20 protein-coding genes are annotated in these 23,722 nt (G+C 71.2%); 14 read left to right on the top strand and 6 right to left on the bottom strand.

Annotated features, from left to right (window positions below; translation table 11 throughout):
• Positions 1-65 precede the first annotated feature (65 nt).
• Genes OKJ99_RS00530 through OKJ99_RS00510 form a run of 5 tightly spaced genes read right to left on the bottom strand, consistent with a single transcriptional unit; the run spans position 66 to position 5,934 of the window.
• The gene (locus tag OKJ99_RS00530) at positions 66-1,085 is read right to left on the bottom strand and encodes an ABC transporter ATP-binding protein (protein WP_326013566.1); all 1,020 of its coding nucleotides are present in this window, start codon (positions 1,083-1,085) and stop codon (positions 66-68) included.
• Positions 1,082-2,092, bottom strand: a complete 1,011-nt coding sequence (locus tag OKJ99_RS00525; RefSeq protein ID WP_326013564.1) for an ABC transporter ATP-binding protein — start codon at positions 2,090-2,092, stop codon at positions 1,082-1,084. The genes OKJ99_RS00530 and OKJ99_RS00525 overlap by 4 nt, the downstream gene beginning before the upstream one ends.
• Positions 2,092-3,093, bottom strand: coding sequence for an ABC transporter permease (locus OKJ99_RS00520; RefSeq protein ID WP_326013563.1), 1,002 nt, complete (start codon positions 3,091-3,093; stop codon positions 2,092-2,094). Before OKJ99_RS00520 ends, OKJ99_RS00525 begins: the two co-directional genes overlap by 1 nt.
• 6 nt (positions 3,094-3,099) lie before the next feature.
• Positions 3,100-4,869 (bottom strand): ABC transporter substrate-binding protein, encoded by a 1,770-nt coding sequence (locus OKJ99_RS00515; RefSeq protein WP_326013562.1) that lies wholly within the window; start codon positions 4,867-4,869, stop codon positions 3,100-3,102.
• 27 nt (positions 4,870-4,896) lie between these two features.
• Positions 4,897-5,934, bottom strand: a complete 1,038-nt coding sequence (locus tag OKJ99_RS00510) for an ABC transporter permease (protein WP_407700625.1) — start codon at positions 5,932-5,934, stop codon at positions 4,897-4,899.
• A gap of 265 nt (positions 5,935-6,199) precedes the next feature.
• On the opposite strand from OKJ99_RS00510, the gene OKJ99_RS00505 reads away from it, so the two are divergent.
• From OKJ99_RS00505 to OKJ99_RS00490, 4 genes are all read left to right on the top strand, one after another.
• The gene (locus OKJ99_RS00505) at positions 6,200-7,705 is read left to right on the top strand and encodes a chlorohydrolase family protein (RefSeq protein WP_326013560.1); all 1,506 of its coding nucleotides are present in this window, start codon (positions 6,200-6,202) and stop codon (positions 7,703-7,705) included.
• Positions 7,702-8,391 (top strand): GntR family transcriptional regulator, encoded by a 690-nt coding sequence (locus OKJ99_RS00500; protein WP_407700621.1) that lies wholly within the window; start codon positions 7,702-7,704, stop codon positions 8,389-8,391. The genes OKJ99_RS00505 and OKJ99_RS00500 overlap by 4 nt, the downstream gene beginning before the upstream one ends.
• Positions 8,392-8,506: 115 nt before the next feature.
• The gene (locus tag OKJ99_RS00495) at positions 8,507-9,883 is read left to right on the top strand and encodes a phosphatase PAP2 family protein (RefSeq protein WP_407700620.1); all 1,377 of its coding nucleotides are present in this window, start codon (positions 8,507-8,509) and stop codon (positions 9,881-9,883) included.
• 87 nt (positions 9,884-9,970) lie between these two features.
• On the top strand, positions 9,971-10,744 hold the full coding sequence (locus OKJ99_RS00490; protein ID WP_326013559.1) for a class I SAM-dependent methyltransferase: 774 nt from the start codon (positions 9,971-9,973) through the stop codon (positions 10,742-10,744).
• 8 nt (positions 10,745-10,752) lie between these two features.
• Here OKJ99_RS00490 and OKJ99_RS00485 read toward each other — a convergent pair whose 3' ends face one another.
• Positions 10,753-11,967 (bottom strand): beta-ketoacyl-[acyl-carrier-protein] synthase family protein, encoded by a 1,215-nt coding sequence (locus OKJ99_RS00485; protein WP_326013558.1) that lies wholly within the window; start codon positions 11,965-11,967, stop codon positions 10,753-10,755.
• Positions 11,968-12,324: 357 nt separating this feature from the next.
• On the opposite strand from OKJ99_RS00485, the gene OKJ99_RS00480 reads away from it, so the two are divergent.
• The 10 genes from OKJ99_RS00480 to OKJ99_RS00435 all read left to right on the top strand — a co-directional run bounded on the left by OKJ99_RS00480 (position 12,325) and on the right by OKJ99_RS00435 (position 23,716).
• The gene (locus OKJ99_RS00480; protein WP_326013557.1) at positions 12,325-13,356 is read left to right on the top strand and encodes a hypothetical protein; all 1,032 of its coding nucleotides are present in this window, start codon (positions 12,325-12,327) and stop codon (positions 13,354-13,356) included.
• 44 nt (positions 13,357-13,400) lie between these two features.
• Complete coding sequence (locus OKJ99_RS00475) at positions 13,401-14,672, top strand: FAD-dependent monooxygenase (protein ID WP_326013556.1); 1,272 nt, start codon at positions 13,401-13,403, stop codon at positions 14,670-14,672.
• Between the two features lie 64 nt (positions 14,673-14,736).
• On the top strand, positions 14,737-15,387 hold the full coding sequence (locus OKJ99_RS00470) for an isochorismatase family protein (RefSeq protein ID WP_326013555.1): 651 nt from the start codon (positions 14,737-14,739) through the stop codon (positions 15,385-15,387).
• Positions 15,388-15,391: 4 nt separating this feature from the next.
• A complete protein-coding gene (locus OKJ99_RS00465) occupies positions 15,392-16,825 on the top strand; it encodes an alpha/beta fold hydrolase (protein ID WP_326013554.1) in 1,434 nt (477 codons plus the stop codon).
• Positions 16,826-16,916: 91 nt separating this feature from the next.
• A complete protein-coding gene (locus tag OKJ99_RS00460) occupies positions 16,917-17,675 on the top strand; it encodes a maleate cis-trans isomerase family protein (protein WP_326013553.1) in 759 nt (252 codons plus the stop codon).
• Between the two features lie 145 nt (positions 17,676-17,820).
• Positions 17,821-19,269 carry an MFS transporter gene (locus OKJ99_RS00455; RefSeq protein WP_326013552.1) on the top strand — a complete coding sequence of 483 codons (1,449 nt, stop codon included), beginning with the start codon at positions 17,821-17,823 and terminating at the stop codon, positions 19,267-19,269.
• Positions 19,232-20,080 (top strand): FAD binding domain-containing protein, encoded by an 849-nt coding sequence (locus tag OKJ99_RS00450; protein WP_326013551.1) that lies wholly within the window; start codon positions 19,232-19,234, stop codon positions 20,078-20,080. The genes OKJ99_RS00455 and OKJ99_RS00450 overlap by 38 nt, the downstream gene beginning before the upstream one ends.
• Positions 20,077-22,479, top strand: coding sequence for a xanthine dehydrogenase family protein molybdopterin-binding subunit (locus OKJ99_RS00445; RefSeq protein ID WP_326013549.1), 2,403 nt, complete (start codon positions 20,077-20,079; stop codon positions 22,477-22,479). The genes OKJ99_RS00450 and OKJ99_RS00445 overlap by 4 nt, the downstream gene beginning before the upstream one ends.
• A gap of 8 nt (positions 22,480-22,487) precedes the next feature.
• On the top strand, positions 22,488-23,036 hold the full coding sequence (locus tag OKJ99_RS00440) for a (2Fe-2S)-binding protein (RefSeq protein WP_326013548.1): 549 nt from the start codon (positions 22,488-22,490) through the stop codon (positions 23,034-23,036).
• On the top strand, positions 23,027-23,716 hold the full coding sequence (locus OKJ99_RS00435) for an SRPBCC family protein (RefSeq protein ID WP_326013547.1): 690 nt from the start codon (positions 23,027-23,029) through the stop codon (positions 23,714-23,716). Before OKJ99_RS00440 ends, OKJ99_RS00435 begins: the two co-directional genes overlap by 10 nt.
• The last annotated feature ends 6 nt before the right edge of the window (positions 23,717-23,722 follow it).

Below are 23,722 nucleotides of genomic sequence, written 5' to 3'. Positions count from 1 at the left end.
CAACTTCCTTCTGTTCGGTGGTGTCAATGGTGGTGTGTGGGTGGCGCGGTGGCTGGGTGGCTCGGTCAGTGCGCTGCCACAGCCGTCCTGTCCGCGAAGTGGCATGCGGGGGTCTCCGTGCCGGCCGTGGGTGGCACCTCGCCCGCACACCGCGCCTGTTCGGCCTCGTCGAGGGTCGGGCGCAGCGGGCACCGTGTGCGGAACACGCACCCGGAGGGCGGGTTCGCGGGGGTGGGAAGGTCGCCGCTGAGCCGGATCCTGCGGCTTCGGTCGGCGTCCGGGTCCGGCTGCGGGACCGCGGAGAGCAGGGCGCGGGTGTACGGGTGGCGCGGGTCGTCGAAGACCTCCCGCGTCGGCCCGCTCTCCATGATCTTGCCGAGGTACATCACGGCGACCCGCTCCGCGAAGTGCCGTACGACGGACAGGTCATGGGCGATGAACACGTACGACACACCGGTGTCGGCCTGGATGTCCTGGAGAAGGTTGACCACCTGCGCCTGGACCGAGACGTCGAGGGCCGAGACCGGCTCGTCGCAGATGATGAGGCGGGGTTCGAGGGCGAGGGCGCGGGCGATGCCGACGCGCTGCTTCTGGCCGCCGGAGAACTCGTGCGGGAACCGGTTGTAGTGGTCGGGGCGCAGGCCGACGCGGTCCATCAGCTCGCGCACCCGTGTCTTGACGCCGCCGGGCGGGTCGATGCCCTGGGCGTGCAGCGGCGCGGCGATGGCGCTGCCGACGGACTGGCGGGGGTTGAGGGAGGAGGACGGGTTCTGGAACACCATCTGGACCTGGCGCCGGTACTCCTGCGCCTCGGCCCGGTTCATCGAGCCGAGGTCCTGTCCGTCGAGGCGGACGGTCCCGGCCGTGGGGTCGACCAGGCGCATCAACAGCCGCCCGGTGGTGGACTTTCCGCAGCCCGACTCGCCGACCAGGCCGAGCGTCTGCCCGGCCCCGACGGAGAAGCTCACGCCGTCGACGGCCTTGACCGGCGCGCCGCCCCGGCCGAGCAGTCCGCCGCGTCCCGGGAAGTGCTTGGTCAGCCCTTCGGCCTCCAGCAAGGGGGTCGGGGCAGAGGTTGATGTCATCGCGCGGCCTCCTCGGCGGTGGCGAGGTTCTCCTGGTGGCACCGGGAGGGGTGATCGACGCCGGTGCTCGCGAGGAACACGGGACGTTCGGTGCGGCACAGGTCGTCGGGGACGAGGTGGGTCTGCGGGCAGCGGTCGGCGAACAGGCACCCGGCGGGCAGCGCGGTGAGCGAGGGCGGGAACCCGGGGATGGGGCGCAGCCGTTCGCCGTCGTCGCCGAGCGTCGGCATGGAGGCGAGCAGGCCCTGCGTGTACGGGTGGCGCGGGTCGTGGAACAGTTCGCGCACGCTCCCCCGCTCCACGCACTGTCCGCCGTACATCACGGCGACATGGTGGCAGACCTCGGCGACGACACCGAGGTCATGGGTGACCATGACGATGGATGTCCCGGTCTCCTGCTGCAACTCGCCGAGCAGGTCGAGGATCTGCGCCTGGACGGTGACGTCGAGGGCGGTGGTCGGTTCGTCGGCGATGAGGAGTTCGGGCTCGCAGACGAGGGCCATGGCGATCATCGCGCGCTGGCGCATGCCGCCGGAGAACTCGTGCGGGTACGCGCGGGCCCGCCGCTTCGGGTCGGGGATGCCGACGCGGCCCAGCATGTCGACGGCGACGGCCAGCGCGGCCCGCTTCGACACCTTGTTGTGGACCCGGTACGCCTCGGCGATCTGGTCGCCGACCGCGTGGAAGGGGTGCATCGCCGAGAGCGGGTCCTGGAAGATCATGGCGATCTTCTTGCCGCGCAGGGCCCGCATCCGCTGCTCGGACAGGGTGTTGAGGTCGGTGCCGTCGAGCAGGATCTCGCCGCCGACCTGGGCGCGGGTCTCCTTGAGCAGACTCATCAGGGCCTGGCTGGTGACCGTCTTGCCGGAGCCGGACTCGCCGACGAGGCCGACGGTCTCGCCCCTGGCGAGGCTGAGGTCCATGCCGTTGACGGCGTGCACGAGCCCGTCGTCGGTGGGGAAGGCGACGTGCAGATCCCTGATCCGCAACAGCGGTTGACTGGTCATCAGGCGGTCCTCACTCGCGGGTCGATGACGGCGTAGACGGCGTCGACGACGACATTGGCGATGATGATGAAGAAGGCGGCGAGCAGCGTGATCGCCATGGTCACGGGCAGGTCGCCGGCCTGGGCGGCGCGGACGGCGGTGAAGCCGATGCCGGGCACGGAGAAGATCTGCTCGGTGAGGACGGCGCCGCCGAGCAGCAGGCCGATGTCGAGGCCCAGCATGGTGACGACGGGGGTGAGTCCGGCGCGGGCGCCGTGCCGTACGACCATGGCTCCCTTCGACAGGCCCTTGGCGCGGGCGGTGCGCATGAAGTCCTCGCCGAAGGTCTCCAGCATGGAGCTGCGGGTGACACGGATGTACTGGGCGCTGAACAGGACCGCCAACGCGACCCAGGGCAGCAGGTAGTTGAGGAACCAGCCGTCGAATCCGGCAGGGCCGAAGGGTGAGGTGATGGCGTTGGTGGTGAACGGCAGCACGTCGAAGGTCGAGACGAAGACGAGCAGCAGGAGCAGTCCGGTGACCGGGATCGGCAGCGAGACGCCGATGGACGCGGCGCCGACGATCAGCTTGTCGGTGAGCTTGTTCTTGCGCAGTGCGGCGAGCGTGCCGAGGGTGACTCCGGCGACGGTCCACAGCACGATGGCGCCGACGGCGACCGACACCGTGTACGGCAGTGCGCGCTCCAGGACGGCGGCGACGTCCTCGTTCGTCTGGAAGGACTTGCCGAGGCAGGGCCACTGGCAGAGCGACTCGGCGCCGGGCGCGCCGATCGTCCGGCCGTGGAACAGGCCCGACATGTAGTTCACGTACTGAGTGAGGAACGGCTTGTCCATGCCGAGGGCGACGCGTGCCTCGGCGACGCGTTCGGGGGTGCACTCCTGGCCGCAGGCGGCGGCCGCCGGGTCGGCGGGGCCGAACTGGAAGAGCGTGAAGGTGACGAAGCTGATGACGATCAGCAGGGCGAGGGTGGCGCCGAGGCGCCGCGTCAGGAAGGCGATCATGTCAGGTCATCCCTTCCTTGCCACGGAGCCGGAGGAGCCGGAGCCGGAGCCGGACGCGACGGCGACCGTCGAGAGGTCGATGCCGCCGAAGAAGTAGCCGACCTGCGCGCCCCTGATGTCGGAGCCGACGACGCTGCGCGTCACGTTCCTGATCAGCGGGACGAGCGGGTAGTCCTGCATGGCGCGGTCGAAGAGCTTCGACCACTTGCGGCCCAACTCCTCGCTCGTGCCGTTCTCACCGCGCAGCGCGTACATGGCCTTGGAGATCTCCGGGTCGTGGTAGCGGGGGATGTTGGAGAAGCCGAAGGTCTTGCCGTCGACGCTCGGGCCCAGGTTGGGGTCGATGGTGGTGCGCACCGATCCGCTGTCGGCGCCGCCGCACCAGCCGCTGCGGGCGAGGTCCGGCATCCCCTTGCCCGCGAGGGTGGTGAAGTAGTTCGCCGCGGGGATGGGGCGCAGTTCGAGGTCGATGCCGAGCTGCCGGAGGTTCTCCTGGAGCGAGGTGCCCATGTTCTTGTAGCGGGGCGTCGCGTCCGCGTAGCCGTAGACGAGCTTCTTCGGGTACGAGCGTCCCTTGAGCAGCTTCTTCGCCTCGTCGAGCTTGGGCTGGCCCGTCGGGTCGAGGGCGGTGTGCTGCTGCACGTAGCCGCGCTGCTGGGGGTTGATGTACGACTGCGTGAGCTTGCCGAAGCGGGCGCCGCCGTACTGGAGCTGGATGGCCTTGCGGTCGATGGCGAGCGCGAGGGCCTTGCGGACGACCGGGTCCTTGATGGTCTCGGTGTTGAAGTCGAGGACGTCGGTGCAGCCGATGATCCCGGAGGCGGTGCGCCGGGCGATGCTCGGCTGGTCGAGCTTGGCCGCGTCCGACGCCTGGAGCCCGCCCGCGCTGTCGAGGGTGATGGCCGTGGGGTCGGAGTCGGCGAGGAGCTGCTGGCTGATGGTGGACTGCGCGGTGGAGAGGCTGAAGGTGAACGTCTCCGGCAGGGCGCTGCGGTTCGGGTCGGTGGCCGGGTCCCAGTGCTTGTTGCGGACGAGCTTCATGGCGCGCCCGCGCTGGTACGACTCGATCTTGTACGGGCCCGTGGACACCGGGTGGTTCGTGTAGTCGAGCTTGGTGTCCTTGGCGCGCGGCACGGGCGCGGTGTTGGAGCGGGAGACCAGGGCGGGGAACTCGGCGAACGGCTGCTTCAGCTTGAAGACGACGGTGTGGTCGTCCGGTGTCTCGATGCCCTTGAAGTCCCCGGCCGCTCCCTTGGCGTAGGGGCCCTTGTAGCCGTCGTCGGAGAGGGCGGCGTTCAGTTCCTGCGGCGCCTGGGTGTAGACGTCGCGGGCGTAGGTGCGCTCGACGCCGTACTTCACGTCCTTGGCGGTGATGGGCCTGCCGTCCTCGAACTTCAGCCCCTTCTTCAGGGTGTAGGTCCAGGTCAGCCCGTCCTTGGAGACCTTGCCGAGGTCGGTGGCGAGGTCGGGGACCACCTTCGGCGGCTTGCCTGCCTCCTCCTTCGCCATGGTGAGCGTGCGGTAGTAGAGCTGGCCCACGTTGGCGGTCTGGACGTAGTTGCTGTTGCCGGGGTCGAGGGTCTGGAAGTCGGTGGACATCAGGACGTTGACGTTGCCGCCCTTGGTGGTGTCACCGTCGCCGACCTTGACCGGGTCGAAGGCGTCGGCGGGGGCGCGGGAGCCCGATCCCGGCGCGGGCTTGGTGCCTCCGCAGGCGGTGAGGGCCATCCCGGCGGTCACCGTCAGGGCGAGTGCCGCCACGGTGCGTCGATTCACTGCTGCTCCTGGTGTTCCTGAAGGTGGTCAGCCACGGGAGGCCTTGGGGTCGAGGGCGTCGCGGACGGCGTCGCCGAGCAGGTTGAAGGCGAGCACCGTGATCACCAGGGCACCGGCCGGTACGGCGAGGAACCAGGGGTCGGTGAGGTACCAGTTGCCCTGCTGGGCGGCGTTGAGCATCTGGCCCCAGGACGGGGTGGGGTCCTTGACGCCGACGCCGAGGAACGAGAGCGCGGCCTCGGCCGTGATGTTGGTGGGGATCATCATCGTGGCGTAGACGAGGACGACGCCCATCACGTTGGGCACGATCTGCTTGAGGATGATCGAGGCGTGCGAGGCGCCGTAGGCGCGGGCGGCCTCGACGAACTCCTGCTCCCTGATGGACAGCACCTGTCCGCGTACGACGCGGGCGAGATAGGCCCAGCCGAAGAAGCCGAGAATGATCACGAGCGAGGCGATCGGCAGCAGACTCCCGTCCCCCAGCGCCGTGTCACCGAGCCGGGACTGCAGGATCGGCGTCAGCGAGAGCACGAGCAGCAGGTGCGGGAAGGCCAGGAACAGGTCCATGACCCGGCTGATCACCATGTCGACCTTGCCGCCGAAGTAGCCGGCGGCGGCGCCGAGCACGGTGCCGAGGACGACGGAGACGACGGTCGCGAGCAGCGCGATGACCAGCGAGACCCGGGCGCCGTGTGCCATGCGCGCGAAGGTGTCGCGGCCCAGGCCCGGTTCGAGCCCGAGCCAGTGCTCGCCGGAGGGGTAGCGGTAGTAGGACAGCGGCAGGCCCGGCGTGCCGTAGTCGTCCAGCACGTCCGGGCTGGTGCTGGTGGTGTACGCGTCCTGGCCCTCGATCGCGGTGAGCAGCGGGGCCAGCACCGCGAAAAGGATCATGAGCACCACCACGACGAGCGCGGCGAGGGCGATCCGGCTGCGACGGATGCGCAGCCAGGCGGTGCCGAGGAGGGAGCGGGCGGCGACCACGGGCGGGCCCGAAGTCACCGCCGCCGAGGGCGAGTTGGGCTCGGCGACGCCGTCGGCGTCGGAGGGCGGCCGAGCGGGCAGCACTGGGGAATCCGTCACGTCGCGTGATCCATTCGGCGCAAGGGGGAAGGTTGGCGGGACGGTATACCAGCTGGGTCGGGCAGCGATAGGGGTAACCGCATCTTGGTATACCGAGGTGCTGAACTAAGCCGCACAGGCGGACATTTAGGCGCCCGTTCGCGCTCCCCGGGTAACCGACGGGCACTCCCGTGGACACCACCTTCCCAACCCGGTATACCAACTCGTACGATCGACCACGTCCGCAACACCCCCACCTCAGGAGGCACTTATGCGCACCCGCTGGCGCGCCCGACACGTCCTCGCCCACCAGGACGGCGGCCACGCGCTGCTGCGGGACGGCGAGGTGGTGTGGCAGGACGACACCGTGATCTACGTCGGACCGCGGTACGAGGGCGAGGTCGACGAGGAGCGCGACCTGGGCGAGTCCCTGGTGATGCCGGGCCTCATCGACCTCGACGCGCTCACCGACGTGGACCACCTCGTCCTGGACTCCTGGGCCGGGCCCGAGCGGGGCAAGGGACTGCAGTGGTCGATGGACTACTTCACCCACCGCCGCCACGACGTTTTCACCCCGCAGGAGCGGGCCACCATCCGCGAGTACGCGCTCGCCCAGCTCGCACTGCACGGCATCACCACCTTCATGCCGATCGCCTCCGAGGTGCACAGCCGCTGGGCCGAGCCCTACGACGAACTGGTCGACATGGCGGGCACCGCGCGCCGCATCGGCCTGCGCGGCTACCTCGGCCCGGCCTACCGCTCCGGGGTCAACGTCGTCCTGCCGGACGGCACCCGCGACGTGGCCTTCGACGAGGAGGAGGGCCGCGCGGGCCTGCGCGACGCCGTCCGCTTCCTGGACCACCTCGACGAGCGAGCCGACCCGCTGCTCACCGGCGTCCTGCTCCCCTGCCGCATCGAGACACTGACCGAGGAACTGCTCGGGGAGACGGCCCGGATCGCACGCGAGCGCGGGGCCCTGATCCGGCTGCACGCGCTCCAGGGCCTGGCCGAGCGCGAGATCATCCAGCGTCGGCACGACGGCCTGACGCCGCTCGAACTCCTCGACAAGCACGGCCTGTTGGGCCCGAACCTGCTCATCCCGCACACGGTGCTGCTCGACCGGCACCCGGCCGTCCACGGCGAGGACCGCGGCGACCTGGCGCTGCTCGCCGCCAGTGGCATCTCGGTGATCCACTGCCCGCAGACGTCCCTGCGCTACAGCGAGATGCTGCACTCGTTCCGCGCCTACCGCGAGGCCGGGGTCAACCTGTGCCTGGGCACCGACTCCTTCCCGCCGGACCTGATCCGCGGCATGGACGTCGGCGTCCACCTGGCGAAGATCGCCGAGGGGCGCTCGGACGCCGCGCCCGCCGAGCACTACGTGGAGGCGGCCACGCTGGGCGGCGCCCGCGCCCTCGGCCGCGAGGACCTGGGCCGGATCGCCGTCGGCGCCCAGGCGGACCTGGTCGCCTTCTCCCTGGACGACATCCGCGACGGGGTCATGGACGACCCGGTCCGTACGTTCCTGCTCAACGGCACGGCGCGGCAGGCCACGAACTCGGTCGTCGCGGGCAACCCGGTGCTGGTCGACGGCGCGCTGCCCGGCACGGACCTGCCGCGACTGGCGCGCGACGCGCAGGCCCTGTTCGAGAAGATGCGCGCGGCCTACAGCGAGCGCGACACCGAGCGCCGTGACACCGGCACGCTCTTCCCGCCGACGTTCCCCGCGTTCCGTGCGGCCGGCTCGGCCGGGCCCGAGAGCGGGTCGCCCGCGTGACACTCACGGCAGAACGCGCCGGAGCCGGGACCGGGACCGCCTCGCAGGTGGAGCGCACCGAGGAGCTGATCCGGGCCGGCGTCCACTCCGGCGCGTACCCGCCCGACTCGCGGCTTCGGGAGCGCGAGCTGGCGGAGGCGCTCGGTGTCTCGCGGGTCCCGGTCCGCGAGGCGCTGATGCGGCTCGCGGCCGAGGGGCTCGTCGAACTGGAGCCGCGCCGGGGCGCCCGCGTGCGCCGGCTGACCCTCCGGGACGTCGAGGAACTCTTCGACCTGCGCCTGAGCCTGGAGGTGTTCGCGGCACGCCGGGCGGCGGAGATCGTCGCGGGCGGGGGCGGTCACGACGGCCTGCGGAGCGTGATGGCCGAGGCCGACGCGGCGACCCGGAGCGCGGACCAGGCCGGCATCGCGGCCGCGAACACGGCCTTCCACGCCGAGCTGATCACCATGACGGACAACCGGCTGCTCCAGTCCTCGTTCCAGCGCTCGCTCGGCCTGATGCACTGGCTGTTCCGGCTCACGGCCACCGAGCACGGCGCCGCACAGCACCGCACCGAGCACGAGCAGATCTGCCGGGCGATCGGCGACGGCCGCCCCCGCCTCGCCGAGGCGCTCACCTACTCGCACATCGACATCCGACGGGAGCCGGTGCTGCGGGCGTTGGCGAAGGTGCTGCCCGCGGAGTAGTCCCGGACGTGCCTCTACCTACCGGGCCGACCCCCCGTTAGCATGTTCGAACTGCGACGATCACCCAGATCGCCGCAGTTGCCCGCATCCGGAACCAAGCCACCAAGTCGGACAATTGAAGACCACACCACCTCCCCTGTCCCTGCCGCACCAGCGCGGCGCCGAGCCCCGGCCGCCCGCCTGGCGGCAGCCGCGCACCCTCCTGTGGATCGCGGCCGGACTGGCGACGCTCGGCTTCCACATCGCCCTGGAGTTCGTGGCGCGCCGCTACGGGCAGCCGGGGCCGATCACCGTGGAGGCCCAAGAGCTGATCTTCGCGCCGCACTCGGGGCCGCTGCTGTACGGCGGCCTGGCGCTGACGATGGTGGTGCTCACCTGGCGGCAGCGGCTGATCGCGGCGTGCGCGGCGGTCGGCATCGACATCGTGTTCTGGCTCGTGCGGTTGATCGTCGGCGCCGACATGAACTTCGGCAACGGCGCGCTGTGGGTGATCCTGGGCATCGCCGTCCTCGGCCTCGCCCGCCACACCGGCCGGGAGAGATCGGTCCTCCTCAAGGGCGCGGGCCTCGGCCTTCTTCTGGTCTTCGGCCACAAGACCGGCGACACCTGGCTCCTCATCACCTCCGAGACCCGCCCGATGGTCCTCGACCAGTACGTGGCCGCCGCCGACCACGCCCTCGCCAACCCGTCGTGGCTGGTCGGCCAGTTGGTCGAGATGACCTCGCCGATCAGCAGCGGCCTGCTCACCGTCGTCTACGGGCAGCTGCCCATGGCCGCCGCCCTCGTCGGCGTGTACCAGCTGCGCCACGTGGCGGCGGAACGCCGCTTCCCTGCCCACCACTTGGTGCGCACCTTCCTGGCCATCGGCCTCCTCGGGCCGGCCATCTACATGCTCTTCCCGGTCGTCGGCCCGCTCTACGCCTTCGGCCCCGACGGCGGCCACTGGGCGGTGGCCGACATCTGGCCGAACACCCTCCCGGCGCTCGGTGTCCCGCACCCGTTCCCGTTCGACGAGATCACCCCGCGCAACTGCATGCCGAGCCTGCACACCGCGTGGGCCATCACCCTGTTCATCCACACCCGCGAGGGCGCCCGCGCGATGCGCTGGGCCGGGACCTTCTGGCTGGTCGGCACCCTCACCGCGACCCTGGGCTTCGGCTACCACTACGGCGTGGACCTGCTCGCCGGCACGGTCTTCGCCCTGTCCATCGAGGCCTCGATGCGCGCCTTCGCGCGCGGCTGGGACCGCCAGGCCACGCTGATGGTGAGCTACGGGGCCGCCGCCCTCACCATGCTGCTCGTGTCCTACCGCTACCTCCCGACCCATATGGCCGCCCACCCCTGGGCGTTCGGCCCCCTGCTCCTCCTCCTTACGGGCTCCGTGGTCCTCCTCTACGTACGGACGACCAGGCAGTGGGGCCCGAAGGCCACGCCTCCGTCACCGCGCCCGTCGAAGGCGGGCTCGGCGGACCCGCAGCCGGAACTCGCATAGCCTCATCGCCAGGAGAAGAAGGTCAACTGGCGCCGCTCACAGCCGACTTGCGGCACGGGTGACGAACGGCGCCGGTACCCTCGGGCCATGTCCCAGACCACCGTGGCGCGCTTCTACGACGAACTGGCCGACGACTACCACCTGATCTACCCGGACTGGGACGCGAGCCTCCGGCGGCAGGGTGCGGCCCTGGACGCCGTGATCGGCCGGGGCGGCGCCGAGGTGCTCGACTGCTCCTGCGGCATCGGCACCCAGGCCATCGGTCTGGCGCTGCTCGGGCACCACGTGACCGGGACCGACCTCAGCCCCCGTGCCGCGGCCCGCGCCGCCCGTGAGGCCGCGGCCCGGGGGCTGCCGCTGCACACGGCCGCCGCCGACATGCGGCAACTCCCCTTCGCCGAGAGCCGGTTCGACGTCGTCGTGTGCGCCGACAACGCGCTGCCGCACCTGCTCACCGCGCAGGACGTGCGCACCGCCCTGGCCGAGATGCGCCGCGTACTGCGCCCCGACGGGCTGCTGTTGGTCAGCACGCGGCCGTACGAGGACCTGCTGCGCGAGCGCCCCGCCTCGACGCCTCCGCAGGTCCACGCGCCCGGCCCCGACAGTGCGGGGCGGACGGTCACCTTTCAGCTCTGGCACTGGCACGACGACGGCGAGCACTACGACGTGGAGCACTTCCAGCTCCTCCCGGACGCGGGAGAGGACTGGCGTGTCCGGGTGCGCCGGGCCCCCTACTGGGCCCTCGGTCAGGAGCGGCTGGCCGGGATCGCGGCGGACGCCGGGTTCGTCGACGGCGAGTGGCGGGCGCCGCGGGAATCCGGCTTCTTCCAACCGCTGTTCGTGGCCCGCTCCGGCGCGTAGGACCTTCCTCAGCCGGTGAAGACCAGGCTGACGTTGTGGCCGCCGAACCCGAAGGAGTTGGCCAGCGCGGCCGACCACTGCCCGGTGCGCCGCTCACCGTGGACCACATCCAGGTCCACGCGCGGGTCGAGTGTGTCGAGGTTGCGCGTGGCCGGCAACGCACCGTCCCTGAGCGCGAAGAGCGCGGCCATGGCGCCCACCGTCCCGGACGCGCCCAGCATGTGACCGGTCATCGACTTGGTCGCCGTGACCGCGGCGTGCCTGCCGATCACGCGGCCGATCGCCGCGGCCTCCGCCACGTCACCGGACTCCGTGGAGGTGGCATGGGCGTGCACGACCCCGATGTCCGCCGGAGCCACGTCCGCGTCGCGCAGCGCCAGTTCCATGGCGAAGGACTGGCCGTCCGCGTCGGACGCCGTGATGTGCTCGGCGCTCGAACTCACCGCGCTGCCGGCCAGCGTGCCGTGGACGCGGGCGCCACGGGCCCGCGCGAACTCGGGGCGTTCGAGCACCATCATCCCCGCACCCTCGCCCATGACGAACCCGGACCGCTCGGCGTCGAACGGACGGGACACCGTCTCCGGGTCCTGCGACCGCGTCGACAGCGCCTTCATCTGGGCGAACGCCGCGAGAGTGAAGGGGTGCAGGCACGCCTCCACACCACCGGCGACCACCACGTCCGCCCGCCCGGCGCGGATCAGGTCCTGCCCCATGGCCAGGGCCTCCGCTCCGGACGCACACGCGCTCACCGGGGTCCTGGCGCCGCCCTTCGCGCCCAGGTCCATGCTCACCCAGGCCGCGGGGCCGTTCGGCATCAGCATGGGGACGGTGAAGGGGGAGAGCCGGCGGATCCCGGAGGCCTCGAAGATGTCGTCCTGCCCCAGCGTGGTGAGCACACCACCGGTCCCGGTGCCGATGACGACGGCGAGCCGCTCCGGCGCGACCTGCGGGGCGCCGGCGTCCTGCCATGCCTCGCGCGCGCTGAGGAGCGCCATCTGCTCGCCGCGGTCCAGCTTCCTGGCCTCGGGCCGCGGAAGCAGTGAGGCGGGGTCCACGGTGAGTCCGGCCGCGACGTGCACGGGCAGCTCCTCGGCCCACTCCTCCTCCAGGAGCCGCACCCCCGACTTGCCGTCCAGCAGCCCCGCCCACGACGCCGGCGCATCGGCTCCCAGAGGCGTCATCGCGCCGACGCCCGTCACTTGCACATGACCGTTCCGAGTCACGTGACCCTCCTCGCATTGTTCAGATGCTACATAGTTGCCGCTCTGGCCTCCCAGCGATCATGCCAGCGGTCAGCGCGACTATCAGGCAAGGAGTCGACCGATTCCTCCGCGCAGCATTGTCGGGTTACGACAAGTACCTCACCACTCACCCGCACACCGCGAACACCCACTCCCGGGACCCGACCCCTTGATTTCCGAGATCGTACGTGCTCGGATCATCTCGGCAGGCGGGTTCGGAAGAACCCCCGGTGACGCCCTCGTACGGCGTCCGCCGCGGTGCTCCCGCATGCCTTCGCACCCTCCGCACCACCCGCACGTGCCATGTACGTCCGCGCTCGTCTCCCGGAGGAACACCCGATGTTCGACTTCTCGTCCGTCGACGTCCTCGACGCCTTCACCCGTGAACTGCAGCTGTGCAAGGTCCGCGAGGGAGAGCACGTCGTCGTGCTCTCCGAGCCCGGCAGCCGTGGTGACTACGTCGCCGCCGCGTTCGGCGCCGCCAAGAGCCTCGGCGCCCACGTCGTGTCCGCCACGGTGCCCGGCGGCAGCCCCGCCCCGCTGCCCAGCACCCACACGGGCGCGGGCCCCGGCCTCGTGTCCGTCCTCAACGACACCGCCGCGCAGGAGCTGTTGAAGGCGGCCGACCTGGTCGTGGACCTGACCCGCGAGGGCTTCATCCACGCCCCGCTGCAACAGGACATCCTCAAGACCGGCACCCGCATCATCTTCGTCTGCGACGCGCCCGACGTCCTCGTCCGCAACCTGCCGACCGAGCAGGACAAGGTGCGCGTCCAGGAGGGCGTGGACCGGGTCCGCGCCTCGTCCGTCATGCGCGTGACCTCCGAGGCCGGCACCGACCTGACGGTCCAACTGGCCGAATCCCACCCGGAGTTCCAGACCGGCTTCGCCGACGACCCGGGCCGCTGGGACCACTGGCCGAGCACGATGGTGCTGTGCTGGCCGGAGATTTCCGACGGGCAGATCGTGCTCGCCGAAGGTGACATCCTGCTGCCGTTCAAGGAGTACGTGCAGCGTCCCGTCACGCTCCATGTGTCGGGCGGCCACATCCAGGAGGTCACCGGCGGCGCCGAGGCCAAGCTGCTCAACACCTTCTTCGACGACTCGCACGACAAGTGGGCCCGCAGCCTCTCCCACATGGGCTGGGGCCTGATGAAGTCCGCCGACTGGTTCGCCACCGCGATGTACGGCAAGGACGAGTTGATGGGCATGGACGCCCGCGCCTTCGCCGGCAACTTCCTGTGGTCCACGGGCCCGCACCCGCACCTCCAGCGTGACTCCTACGCCCACCTCGACATCGCGATGCGCGGCTGCACGGTCAGCCTGGACGGCACGGACGTCGTCACCGCAGGACACCTCGTCGAAGGCTGAACCCCGGTTCCCCACCCCCCCAACGCCGCATCCCTGGAGGAGTCTTGCCTCTCAGCCAGTCCTACGAAGTCACCGTCGTCGGCGGCGGTCTCGGCGGCCTCACCGCCGCCCTGGCCCTGCGCCACAAGGGACTGCGCGTCACCGTCCTCGAACAGGCCGCCGAGCTCGGCGAGGTGGGCGCCGGCATCCAGACCGCGCCGAACGCCAGCCGGGTCCTGATGCGCCTCGGCCTGCGCAAGCAGCTGGAGGCCATCCGCACCGAGCCGCAGGACCAGGTGCGCCGCCGCTGGCAGGACGGCAGCATCATCGGGCTCACGCCGCTGGGCCGCCGCGTCCAGGAGGAGTTCAACGCCCCCTACTGGCACTACCACCGCGCCGATCTGCACCGCACCATCCTCCACGCCTGCACCGACCCGCTGGGCCCGGGCCCCGCCGTCGAGATCGTCACCGGGGCGCGCGTCGTGGAACTGGACCGTACGTCCCCGGACCGTCCCGTCGCCGTCACCGCCGACGGCACCCGGCACGAAACCGATGTCCTGGTCGGCGCCGACGGCATCCACTCCCGCGTCCGCGACCTCATCGGCGCCGAGGACACCCTCGTCTTCTCCGGCGACATGGCCTTCCGCACCCTGATACCCGGCGAGCTGCTCCAGGCCGACCCGGCCACCCGCTTCCTCTTCGACCGCTACCAGAGCACCATCTGGTACGGCCCCGGGCGCCATCTCGTCCACTACCTGATCCGTGGCGGCGAGTGGCTCAACATCGTCGGCTGCGTCCCGTGGAAGGACGAGTACGGCGAGAAGACGACCTTCTCCGGCACCACCGAGATGCTCGTCGACGCCTACGCCGAGTGGGACGACCGCGCCCCGGCCATGCTCGCCAAGGCCAAGGGCGACATCACCTGCTTCCCGCTCTACCACCGCCGCCGCGACCCGAACTGGGTCGACGGCCGCGTGGCCCTCCTCGGCGACGCCTGCCACGCGATGCTCCCCTACCAGGCGCAGGGGGCCTCGCAGGCCATGGAGGACGGGGCCGTGCTCGCCGAGGAGCTCGGCGCGGTGACCCGCGAGGGCATCGCCGGTGCGCTTCAGCGGTACGTCAACCGCCGCGCCCGGCACGCCGGAATGGTCCAGCAGGCCTCGCTGCGCAACCAGGTCTTCTACCGCTTCCCCGACGGCCCGGACCAGCAGGCCCGCGACGCCAAGCTCGGCGAGCGCTACGACGGCGAGTCCGACGTCTCCTACGACTGGCTGTGGCGCGGTACCCCGCTGGACACCTCCGACGACGAGTCCTTCGCCTACCGCCACCACCACTGAGCCGAATCCCCGGCCAGATCCTGCGGCCGGATCCCGCGGCCAGATCCCTCGCCCTGGAGGCCCCGTGCCAACCCCGTACGACCCCGCCACCGACCGCGTCTACGAACGCGCCGGATTCGGCGCCGCCGTTGCCCGCGGCCACCGTCCCGCCCTGATCGTGGTCGACCTGACGCGCGGCTTCACCGAGCCGGGCTTCGCCACCGGCAGCGATCTGACCGCCCCCGTCGAGGCCACGGCGGAACTGGTGCGCGCGGCCCGCGCCGGCGGCGTACCCGTGGTGTGGACGGTCATCGCCTACACACCGGCCGAGGCCGAGGGCGACTCGGTCACCTGGCTCGCCAAGGCGCCCGGCATGCGCGCCCTGCGCGAGGGCGGCGAGGCCGTCGCCCTGGACCCCCGACTGCCGTACGAGGAGGGGGACCAGTTCATCGTGAAGAAGGGTGCGTCGGCGTTCTTCGGCACCGCGCTGGCCTCCCTTCTCACCGGTCTCGGCTGCGACACGGCGGTCGTGTGCGGCGCCACGACGAGCGGCTGTGTGCGCGCCACGGCGGTGGACGCGGTGCAGTACGGCTGGCCGGTGCTCGTACCGGCCGAGGCCTGCGGCGACCGGGCCGCGGGGCCGCACGAGGCGGCGCTCTTCGACATCCAGGCCAAGTACGGGGATGTCGTGGGCCACGAGGACATGGTGAAGTACCTGACGACGAAGGGAGTTTGAGATCATGAACGCGTCTTCCGGAGCCGCACAGGATGCCGGGCAGGATGCCGGGCACGACCGCGAAGCTCGACGGCCGGAGCGTTTCCTCACGCAGCCGGGCCTCGCGGACCTCGCCGACATCCCGGCCGTCAGCCGCTGGGCCCGCAGCGGGGACGTGCGGCTGCACGTCCTGGACTACGGCGGCGACGGCGTCCCCCTGCTGATCCTGCCCGGCATCACCAGCCCGGCGGTCACCATGGACTTCGTCGCCCGTGAACTGACGGATCTGGCAAGGCCGTTGGTCCTCGACATCCGCGGCCGAGGTCTCAGCGACGACGCCGATGACCACTGCCTCGACACCCTGGCCGCCGACACGGAAGCCGTTATCCAGCAGCTGGAACTGGCGGACCCCGTACTGTTCGGCCACTCCATGGGCGCCCGGATCGCCGCCGCCACCGCGGTGCGGGACCATGTCCCGCTCGGCGGAACGCTGTTGGTGGACCCGCCGATGAGCGGGCCCGGCCGGGGACCGTACCCGACGACGCTCGCGGCGTTCACGCGCCAGCTGTCGCAGGCCAGGCGCGGTACGGATGCCGACGAGGTCGGCGGCTTCTGGCCGACCTGGCCGCGCCGCGAGCTGGAGCTGCGGGCCCGCTGGCTCGCGAGCTGCGGCCTGGAGGCGATCGAGCGCGCCCACCAGGGCTTCGAGAGCGAGGACTTCTTCGCCTGGTGGCCCCAGGTACCGGGTCCCACGACGCTGCTGTACGGGGCGAACAGCCCCGTCGTCACCGCCGAGGGCGCCGCCGAGGCCGCCGCCGCGAACACCACGGCGCGCATGGTTCGCATCCCGGACGCAGGACATATGGTCTTCTGGGACAACCCGGCACCGGCCCTGGACCTGCTGCGCACCGCGCTGCGGCAGACCCTCTCGCCGGAGCCGGACCACGCCATGACCACTCCACACGACAGCGGTGCCATGACCTCGCCCTCCACCCCCGAACAGGCCGACGACGTCGCCACCCCCGACGAACTCAGCCACGCCCCGGGCTTCCTGGCCCGCCGCATGTACCAGGCCTATCTCGCCGCCTGGCTGCACGACGTCGACGCGACGCTGACCGGGCCGCAGTTCGCCGTCCTGCAGATCACCGGCGAGAACCCGGGCTGCGACCAGCGCTCCATCGCCGACCTGGTCGCGCTCGACACCTCGACGATGGCCGATGTCGCCCGGCGCCTGGAGAACCGGGGCCTGCTGTCCCGCACCCCCTCACCCGCCGACGCCCGGCGCAAGCTCCTCAACCTCACCGAGGAGGGCCGCGCCACCGTGCACGACGCGAACCTGCGGGCCCGCAAGCTGGACGAGGAGCTGCTGCGGCCGATCCCGGCGGAGCAGCGCGCCGACGTCCTGCGGCACCTTGCGGTCCTCGCCGATCACTGGGAGCGGCTCGGCCAGGAGCACTGACCTCCGCGACCGAACCTCCGTAGTCACGCGTCCGAAGAACACACGCAGGCCCCCGCCCTCATCAGGCATGCCTCAAAACTTGGAGCGAACCATGCCGGACCACCACATAGGGATGATCGTCCCCAGCTCGAACCTCACGATGGAGACCGAGCTCCCCCGCCTGATGCGGGCGCGCGAGGCCGTCTCCCCCGAGGACCGCTTCGTCTTCCACAGCAGCCGGATGCGCATGAAGCACGTCACCCCCGAAGAGCTGCGGGCGATGAACGCGCAGACGGAGCGCGCCGTCCTGGAACTGGCCGACGCCCGGCCGGACGTCGTGGCCACTGCCTGTCTCGTCGCCATCATGGCGCAGGGCCCCGGCCACCACTGCACGGCCGAGGACGAGATCAAGGACGTGCTGCGCGCCCAGGAGGCGCTGGTGCCCGTGGTCTCCAGCGCCGGTGCGCTGCTCGACGGGATCGCCGCGCTGGGCGCGAAGAAGGTCGCCATCGTCACGCCCTACATGAAGCCGCTGACCCGCAAGGTCGCCGACTACATCGAGGACGCGGGCGTCGAGGTGGTGGACGCGCTGAGCCTGGAGGTGCCGGACAATCTGGCCGTCGCCCGGCTGGACCCGCAGGACCTGCGCGAGCACTACAAGCGCCTCAAGCTCGGCGACGCGGACGCGCTGGTGCTGTCCGCGTGCGTACAGATGCCGTCCCTGCCGGCGATCCAGCCGGTCGAGGACGAGCTGGGGCTCCCGGTCCTGTCGGCGGCCACCGCCACCGCGTTCCGGATCCTGTCCGAGCTCGGCCTGCCGCCGCTGGCGCCGAACGCGGGCAGCCTGCTGGCCGCTCCGACCGCGCCGTGAAACCACCGCGTTAACTCCGTGCGCGACCCCTTGCCAAGGGCAATCGTACGTGCTCGGATTAACTCCAATCCCGCTCCCCCGCCTCATCAGAAACTCAGGCACCTCCCGTCGCAGTTCGTCCCCGACACGACCCTGTGGAGCGCACGTGAGAACAGGCGATCAGATCGTTCAGGATCTCCCCTGGAGATGGAACGTCCAGGGCAAGATCTTCATCATCGGAGGTCTCGGCTACCTCTTCGACGCGTACGACATCGCCCTGAACGGCTTCCTCATGCCGCTCCTGGGCCAGCACTTCGACCTGTCCCTCGGTGCACGAGGGCTCGTCGCCACCGCCAACCTGGTGGGCATGGCCGTGGGTGCCATCGCCTGGGGCGCGGTCGCCGACCGGATCGGCCGCAAGAAGGCGTTCAGTGTCACCCTGCTGATCTTCGCCCTGTTCTCGGTCCTGGGCGCGCTCTCCCCCACGTACCCGGTCTTCCTGCTGCTGCGCTTCCTCGCGGGAGTCGGGCTCGGCGGCTGCATCCCGGTCGACTACGCGCTGGTCGGCGAGTTCTCGCCGCGCAAGTACCGGGGCCGGATCCTCACCGCGCTGGACGCGTGGTGGCCGGTGGGGGTGACCCTGTGCGGGCTCGTCTCCACGGCCATGCTCACCCTCGACGGCAACTGGCGCTGGATGCTCGCCACCATGGTGCTGCCCGCGCTGCTGCTGTTCTGGGCCCGCCGCGGCATCCCCGAGTCACCCATCTACCTGACGAAGAAGGGCCGCGAGGCCGAGGCACGGATCGTCATCGACGACCTGGTGGCCCGCACGGGCGCGCCGGTCGAGCCGTACGTCATCCCCGAGCCGGTGCCGGACGAGGGGCCGCGCGGGGTGGCCGCTGCCGCCCAACAGCTGCGCAACATCTGGTCGTTCAGCCCGCGCATCACCTCGGTGGCCTGGCTGCTGTTCGCCACCATCATGCTCGTGTACTACGCGGCGCTGAGCTGGATGCCCTCGATCCTCAAGGAGGAGGGGCAGGGTGACACCGCCGCCTTCATGAGCACGACGCTGATGAGCGGAGTGGGCATCATCGGTGTCCTCGTCTCGACGGCCCTCGTCGACCTGGTCGGCCGCAAGTGGCTGATCGGTGTCTCGGCCCCGGTCGCCTCGCTCGCCCTCGTGATCTTCGCGATCGTGCGGGACATGCCGACCGGCTCGGTCGTGACCATCGGCGTGTTCGGCTTCCTCGCCCAACTCGCCATCCCCGCCCTGTACGCGTACGTGTCCGAGCTGTACCCGACCGAGCTGCGGGCCAGCGGCTTCGGCTGGGCGTCCTCGGTCAGCCGGGCGCTCACCGGTTTCGCCCCGCTGTTCTTTGGTTCGGTGCTGTGGCCCCTGCTGGGCCTTCCGTTGACGTTCGCGGTGCTCGGCGCGGCCGTGCTCCTCGCCGTCGGCTGGATGGCCGTGGCCGCGCCGGAGACGAAGGGACGGGAACTGGACGATCCGGACCTCGACGACGGCAGCGGGTCATCCCCGCGTCAGGAAAACCAGGAAGACCAGAAAGACCAGGAGAACCATGAAACCAGCCCCCTTCGGCTACCACAGGGCTCGTGACGTCGACGGCGCGACCCGGCTGCTCGCCGAGCTCGGCGATGACGCGAAGGTCATCGCCGGCGGCCAGAGCCTGGTCGCCATGATGAACTTCCGGCTCGCACGGCCCGGACACCTGGTCGACATCGCCGGCCTGCGCGAGCTCGACGGGATGCACCGGGACGCGGCGGGCGCGCTGCACATCGGGGCGCTCACCACCCATCACACGGTGGAGAGCGACCCGGAGGGTGTGCTCGGCCACGAGTTCGCGGTGCTGCGCGAGGCCATGCGGTGGATCGGGCACCTGCCCATCCGCACGCGCGGCACGATCGGCGGCAGTATCGCGCACGCGGACGCCACCGCCGAGTGGTGTCTGCTCGCCCTCGTTCTCCGGGCGGAGTTCGTCGCCCGCGGGCCACGCGGTGAGCGCCGCGTCGCGGCCGGGGACTTCTTCCTCGGCTACTACACGAGCGTGCTCGACCCGGACGAGCTGCTGGTCGAGGTCGTCTTCCCGCGCCCGGCCCCGCACGCCGCGCTCACCGAGTTCGCCGAGCGCCAGGGCGACTTCGCTCTGGTGTCCGCCGCCGTGGACCTCGACGTGACGGACGGTTCCGTACGCGGCGGGCGGGTGGCGCTCGGCGGGGTCGCGGCTTCGGTGGTCCGGGTGCCGGAGGCGGAGGCGGTGCTCGCGCGCGGCGGCACCTTCGCCGACTGCGCGCAGGCCGCGTCCGAGGCCGTCGAGCCCCCGTCGGACGCCTCGGGCAGCGCGCACTACCGCAAGCAGCTTGTCCGCACGCTGGTCCTGCGTGCCTGTGAGGAGGCGATGAGCCGATGACACATCCGGTGACACATCCGGTGACACATCCGGCAGACACCAAGGGGCAGTTGACCGGACGGTCGGTGCCGCGCCGCGAGGACCCGCGACTGCTGACCGGGCGCGGCCGGTTCGTCGACGACATCGCGCTGCCCGGCATGCTGCACGCCCAGTTCGTGCGCAGCACCGTCGCGCACGGCGAGCTCGCCTCCGTCGATCTGACGGCGGTGCGTGAGGTGCCGGGCGTGGTCGCGGCCTTCACCGCCGCGGACCTGGACCTCACCGACATCACCGCCGAACTCGGCCGCCCCCGCACGGAGTTCGTGCCCACGGCCATGCCGGTGCTCGCCCGCGACCGGGTGCGCTACGTCGGCGAGCCGGTCGCGATCGTGGTGGCGCGCGACGCGTACGCCGCCGAGGACGGCCTGGAGGCGGCCAAGGTGCGCTACACGACGCTGCCCCCGGTCACCTCCGAGGCCGAGGCCCTGGCGCCCGGCGCCCCGCGCGTCCACGAGGAGGCCGCGCGCAACACCTTGGTGGACGTCTCCCTGTTCGCCACGGAGGGCATCGACGAGGTCTTCGACGCCGCCGATTGTGTCGTGCGGGTCGAGTCGCGCACCGGCCGCCAGAACGCTCTCCCGCTGGAGACGCGCGGGGCCGTCGCCCACTGGGACGACCGGGAGGAGCAGCTCGTCCTCAACACCTGTACCCAGGTCCCGCACCAGGTCAGGACGGTGGCCTCGCGCTGCCTGCGCCTCGACGAGCGGGCGGTGCGGGTCGTCGTGCCCGACATGGGCGGCGGCTTCGGCCAGAAGTGTGTCGTGGGCCGCGAGGAGATCGCCGCGGCCGCCGCGGCGCTGCGCCTGCGCCGGCCGGTGAAGTGGATCGAGGACCGCAAGGACGCGCTGTCCGCCTCGTTCCTCGCCCGCGAGCAGCACTACGACGTCCGGGCCGCCTTCGACGCGGACGGGCACATCCTGGGGCTCGACGCGGACGTGGTGTGCGACATGGGCGCGTACTCCTGCTACCCGTTCACCGCCGGCATCGAGCCGCTGATGGCCTCGGCGGAGATGCCCGGTGTCTACAAGGTGCCCGCCTACCGGGTGCGCGGCCGGGCGGTCACCACCAACAAGGCGCCCACCGCCCCGTATCGCGGGGTGAGCCGCCCGCAGTACGTGATGGTGATGGAGCGTCTCTTCGAGCGCGCCGCCCGCGAGTTGGGCCTGGACGCGGTCGAGATCCGCCGCCGCAATGTCATCACCGAGTTCCCGTACACGGGCGTCAACAACATCACGTACGACCCGGGCTCCTACCTGGAGTCGCTCGACCTGTGCGAGCGGCTCGTCAAGGACGAGGGCTGGTACGAGAAGCGGGCCGCCGCGGCCGCCGAGGGCCGCTACCTCGGCATCGGGTACTCCTGCTTCAGCGAGCGCACCGGATACGGGTCCACGGCCTTCGCGCAGCGCAAGATGCAGGTCGTCCCCGGCTTCGACATCTCCGAGGTGCGGATGGACACCAGCGGCGCGCTCACCGTCACCAGCGGCACGATGAGCCACGGGCAGAGCCACGAGACGACCCTCGCGCAGATCGCCGCCGATGAACTCGGCCTGGAATTGCGGAAGGTGAAGCTGCATCAGGGCGACACCGACCGGATCACGTACGGCTACGGCACGTTCGCCAGCCGCTCCGTCACCATCGGCGGCAGCGCGGTGCGGCTCGCCGCGGCCAAGCTCGGCGAGAAGCTGTGCCGGATCGCGGCGGCGCTGTGGGAGTGCGACCCGGGCGAGGTGGAGCTGACGCGCGGCGGTGTGCGGCGCGCGGACGGCAGCGTCCTCACGTACGAGGAGCTGGCCGACGTCGCGTACCTGCGCGCGCACCTGCTGCCCCGTGACATCGAGCCGGGGCTGAGCGCGACCGCCACCTTCGACGTGTTCAACGACGGCACCTTCTCCAACGCCACCCACGCCGTCGTCGTCGAACTCCACCAGGGCACCGGGCAGGTGGAGATCCTGCGGTACGTGTGCGTCGAGGACTGCGGTGTCGCCATCAACCCGCAGGTCGTGGAGGGGCAGTGCCGTGGTGGCATCGCCCAGGGCATCGCGGGCGCGCTGTTCGAGCAGGTGACGTACGACGCGCAGGGCGAGCCCTCGGCGACCAGCTTCATGGACTACAAGGTGCCGACCGCCCACGAGATCCCCGACGTGCTCATCCACCACCTCGAAACGCCATGCACGTTCAACGAGACCGGCGCCAAGGGCGCGGGCGAGGGCGGCACCATCGGCGCGCCCGCCGCGGTCCTCAACGCCGTCAACGACGCGCTGCGGCCCACCGGCATCGAACTGGACCACACCCCGATCACCCCGGAGACGGTGCACCGCGCCCTGAACCTGGAGTCCTCGAACTTGGAGCCCTCCATATGACCAGCCCCATGACCAGCCCCATGACCAGCTCCGACAACCTGCTCCTGCTCACGCTGAACGTCAACGGCGAGGAGCACGAGGTGATCACCGAGCCGCGCCGCACGCTCGTCGACGTGCTCCGCCACGACCTGCGGCTCACCGGCACACATGTCGGCTGCGAGCACGGTATATGCGGGGCCTGCACGGTCCTGGTCGACGACCGGCCCGCGCGGGCCTGCCTGATGTTCGCCGCGCAGGCCGAGGGCGCCCGGATCCGCACGGTCGAGTCCCTCGCGGACCCGGCGACCGGTGAACTGGGCGATCTGCAGCGGTCGTTCACCGAGCACCACGGCCTGCAGTGCGGCTTCTGCACGCCCGGTTTCCTGATGCTCGCGGACGGGTTCCTCGCCGAGCGTCCGGAGGCGACCAAGGAGGAGATCCGGGAGGTCGTGGCCGCCAACCTGTGCCGGTGCACCGGCTACCAGACCATCGTCGAGGCGATCGACTCCTGCGCCACGGCCCGCCGCGCCGCGTGCGCGAAGACCTGCACCACGATCGAGGAGACAGCATGCAGCTGACCAACACCGTCGTCGTCAACGCCGCTCCGGACGCGGTGTTCGCGCTCGTCAGCGACGTGGAGAAGGTGGCGTCCTGCATGCCGGGCGCGGCCCTTGAGGGCCGGGACGGCGATGCCTGGCGGGGTGCCGTCAAGGTCAAGGTGGGCCCGATCAGCGCCGCGTACGCGGGCACGGTGCGCTTCCTGGAGGTCGATCCGGAGAAGCGCCGCCTGCGCGTGCACGCCAGCGGCGCCGACACCCACGGCAACGGGGACGCCGAGGCCGAGGTGGTCCTGGACATCGGCGAGGCACCGGAAGGCGCGCGCCTCGAACTCAACACGGATCTGCTGATCCGCGGCAAGCTGGCCCAGTTCGGCAAGGGCGCGATCGCCACGGTCTCGGACAGGATCCTTCAGCAGTTCGCGCAGAACCTGGGGAATCTGCTGCTCGATCCGGGGACCGCCCCGGTCGGTTCCCCCGCTGCCGCGACAAAGGCGGCCACCACGACCGGCACGACCAACACCACCGCGCCCGCGCCCGCTCCGGCCGAACTCGACGGCCTCTCGCTCGTCGCGGGCCCCCTTCTCGCCAAGTACGGCCCGGTCGCCGCCGGCCTCGCCGTCGGGCTGTTCCAGGGCTGGATGCTCGGCAAGCTGCGGGCGCAGTCGGCCCAGCTGAAGGACCTGCGCCGGCGAGGGTGACTCGCG

Source organism: Streptomyces endophyticus, from assembly GCF_035798155.1.
GTDB lineage: Bacteria > Actinomycetota > Actinomycetes > Streptomycetales > Streptomycetaceae > Streptomyces > Streptomyces endophyticus.
Note: the sequence above shows the minus strand (reverse complement) of the source record. Positions and strands in the feature narration are given on the sequence as shown.

Excerpts from the sequence above, each read along its gene's own strand:
- OKJ99_RS00530 (WP_326013566.1), bottom strand. The coding sequence starts at position 1,085 with ATGACATCAACCTCTGCCCCGACCCCCTTGCTGGAGGCCGAAGGGCTG.
- OKJ99_RS00490 (WP_326013559.1), top strand. The coding sequence starts at position 9,971 with ATGTCCCAGACCACCGTGGCGCGCTTCTACGACGAACTGGCCGACGAC.
- OKJ99_RS00465 (WP_326013554.1), top strand. The coding sequence starts at position 15,392 with ATGAACGCGTCTTCCGGAGCCGCACAGGATGCCGGGCAGGATGCCGGG.
- OKJ99_RS00440 (WP_326013548.1), top strand. The coding sequence starts at position 22,488 with ATGACCAGCCCCATGACCAGCTCCGACAACCTGCTCCTGCTCACGCTG.
- OKJ99_RS00480 (WP_326013557.1), top strand. The coding sequence starts at position 12,325 with ATGTTCGACTTCTCGTCCGTCGACGTCCTCGACGCCTTCACCCGTGAA.
- OKJ99_RS00505 (WP_326013560.1), top strand. The coding sequence starts at position 6,200 with ATGCGCACCCGCTGGCGCGCCCGACACGTCCTCGCCCACCAGGACGGC.
- OKJ99_RS00450 (WP_326013551.1), top strand. The coding sequence starts at position 19,232 with ATGAAACCAGCCCCCTTCGGCTACCACAGGGCTCGTGACGTCGACGGC.
- OKJ99_RS00445 (WP_326013549.1), top strand. The coding sequence starts at position 20,077 with ATGACACATCCGGTGACACATCCGGTGACACATCCGGCAGACACCAAG.
- OKJ99_RS00460 (WP_326013553.1), top strand. The coding sequence starts at position 16,917 with ATGCCGGACCACCACATAGGGATGATCGTCCCCAGCTCGAACCTCACG.
- OKJ99_RS00435 (WP_326013547.1), top strand. The coding sequence starts at position 23,027 with ATGCAGCTGACCAACACCGTCGTCGTCAACGCCGCTCCGGACGCGGTG.
- OKJ99_RS00520 (WP_326013563.1), bottom strand. The coding sequence starts at position 3,093 with ATGATCGCCTTCCTGACGCGGCGCCTCGGCGCCACCCTCGCCCTGCTG.
- OKJ99_RS00525 (WP_326013564.1), bottom strand. The coding sequence starts at position 2,092 with ATGACCAGTCAACCGCTGTTGCGGATCAGGGATCTGCACGTCGCCTTC.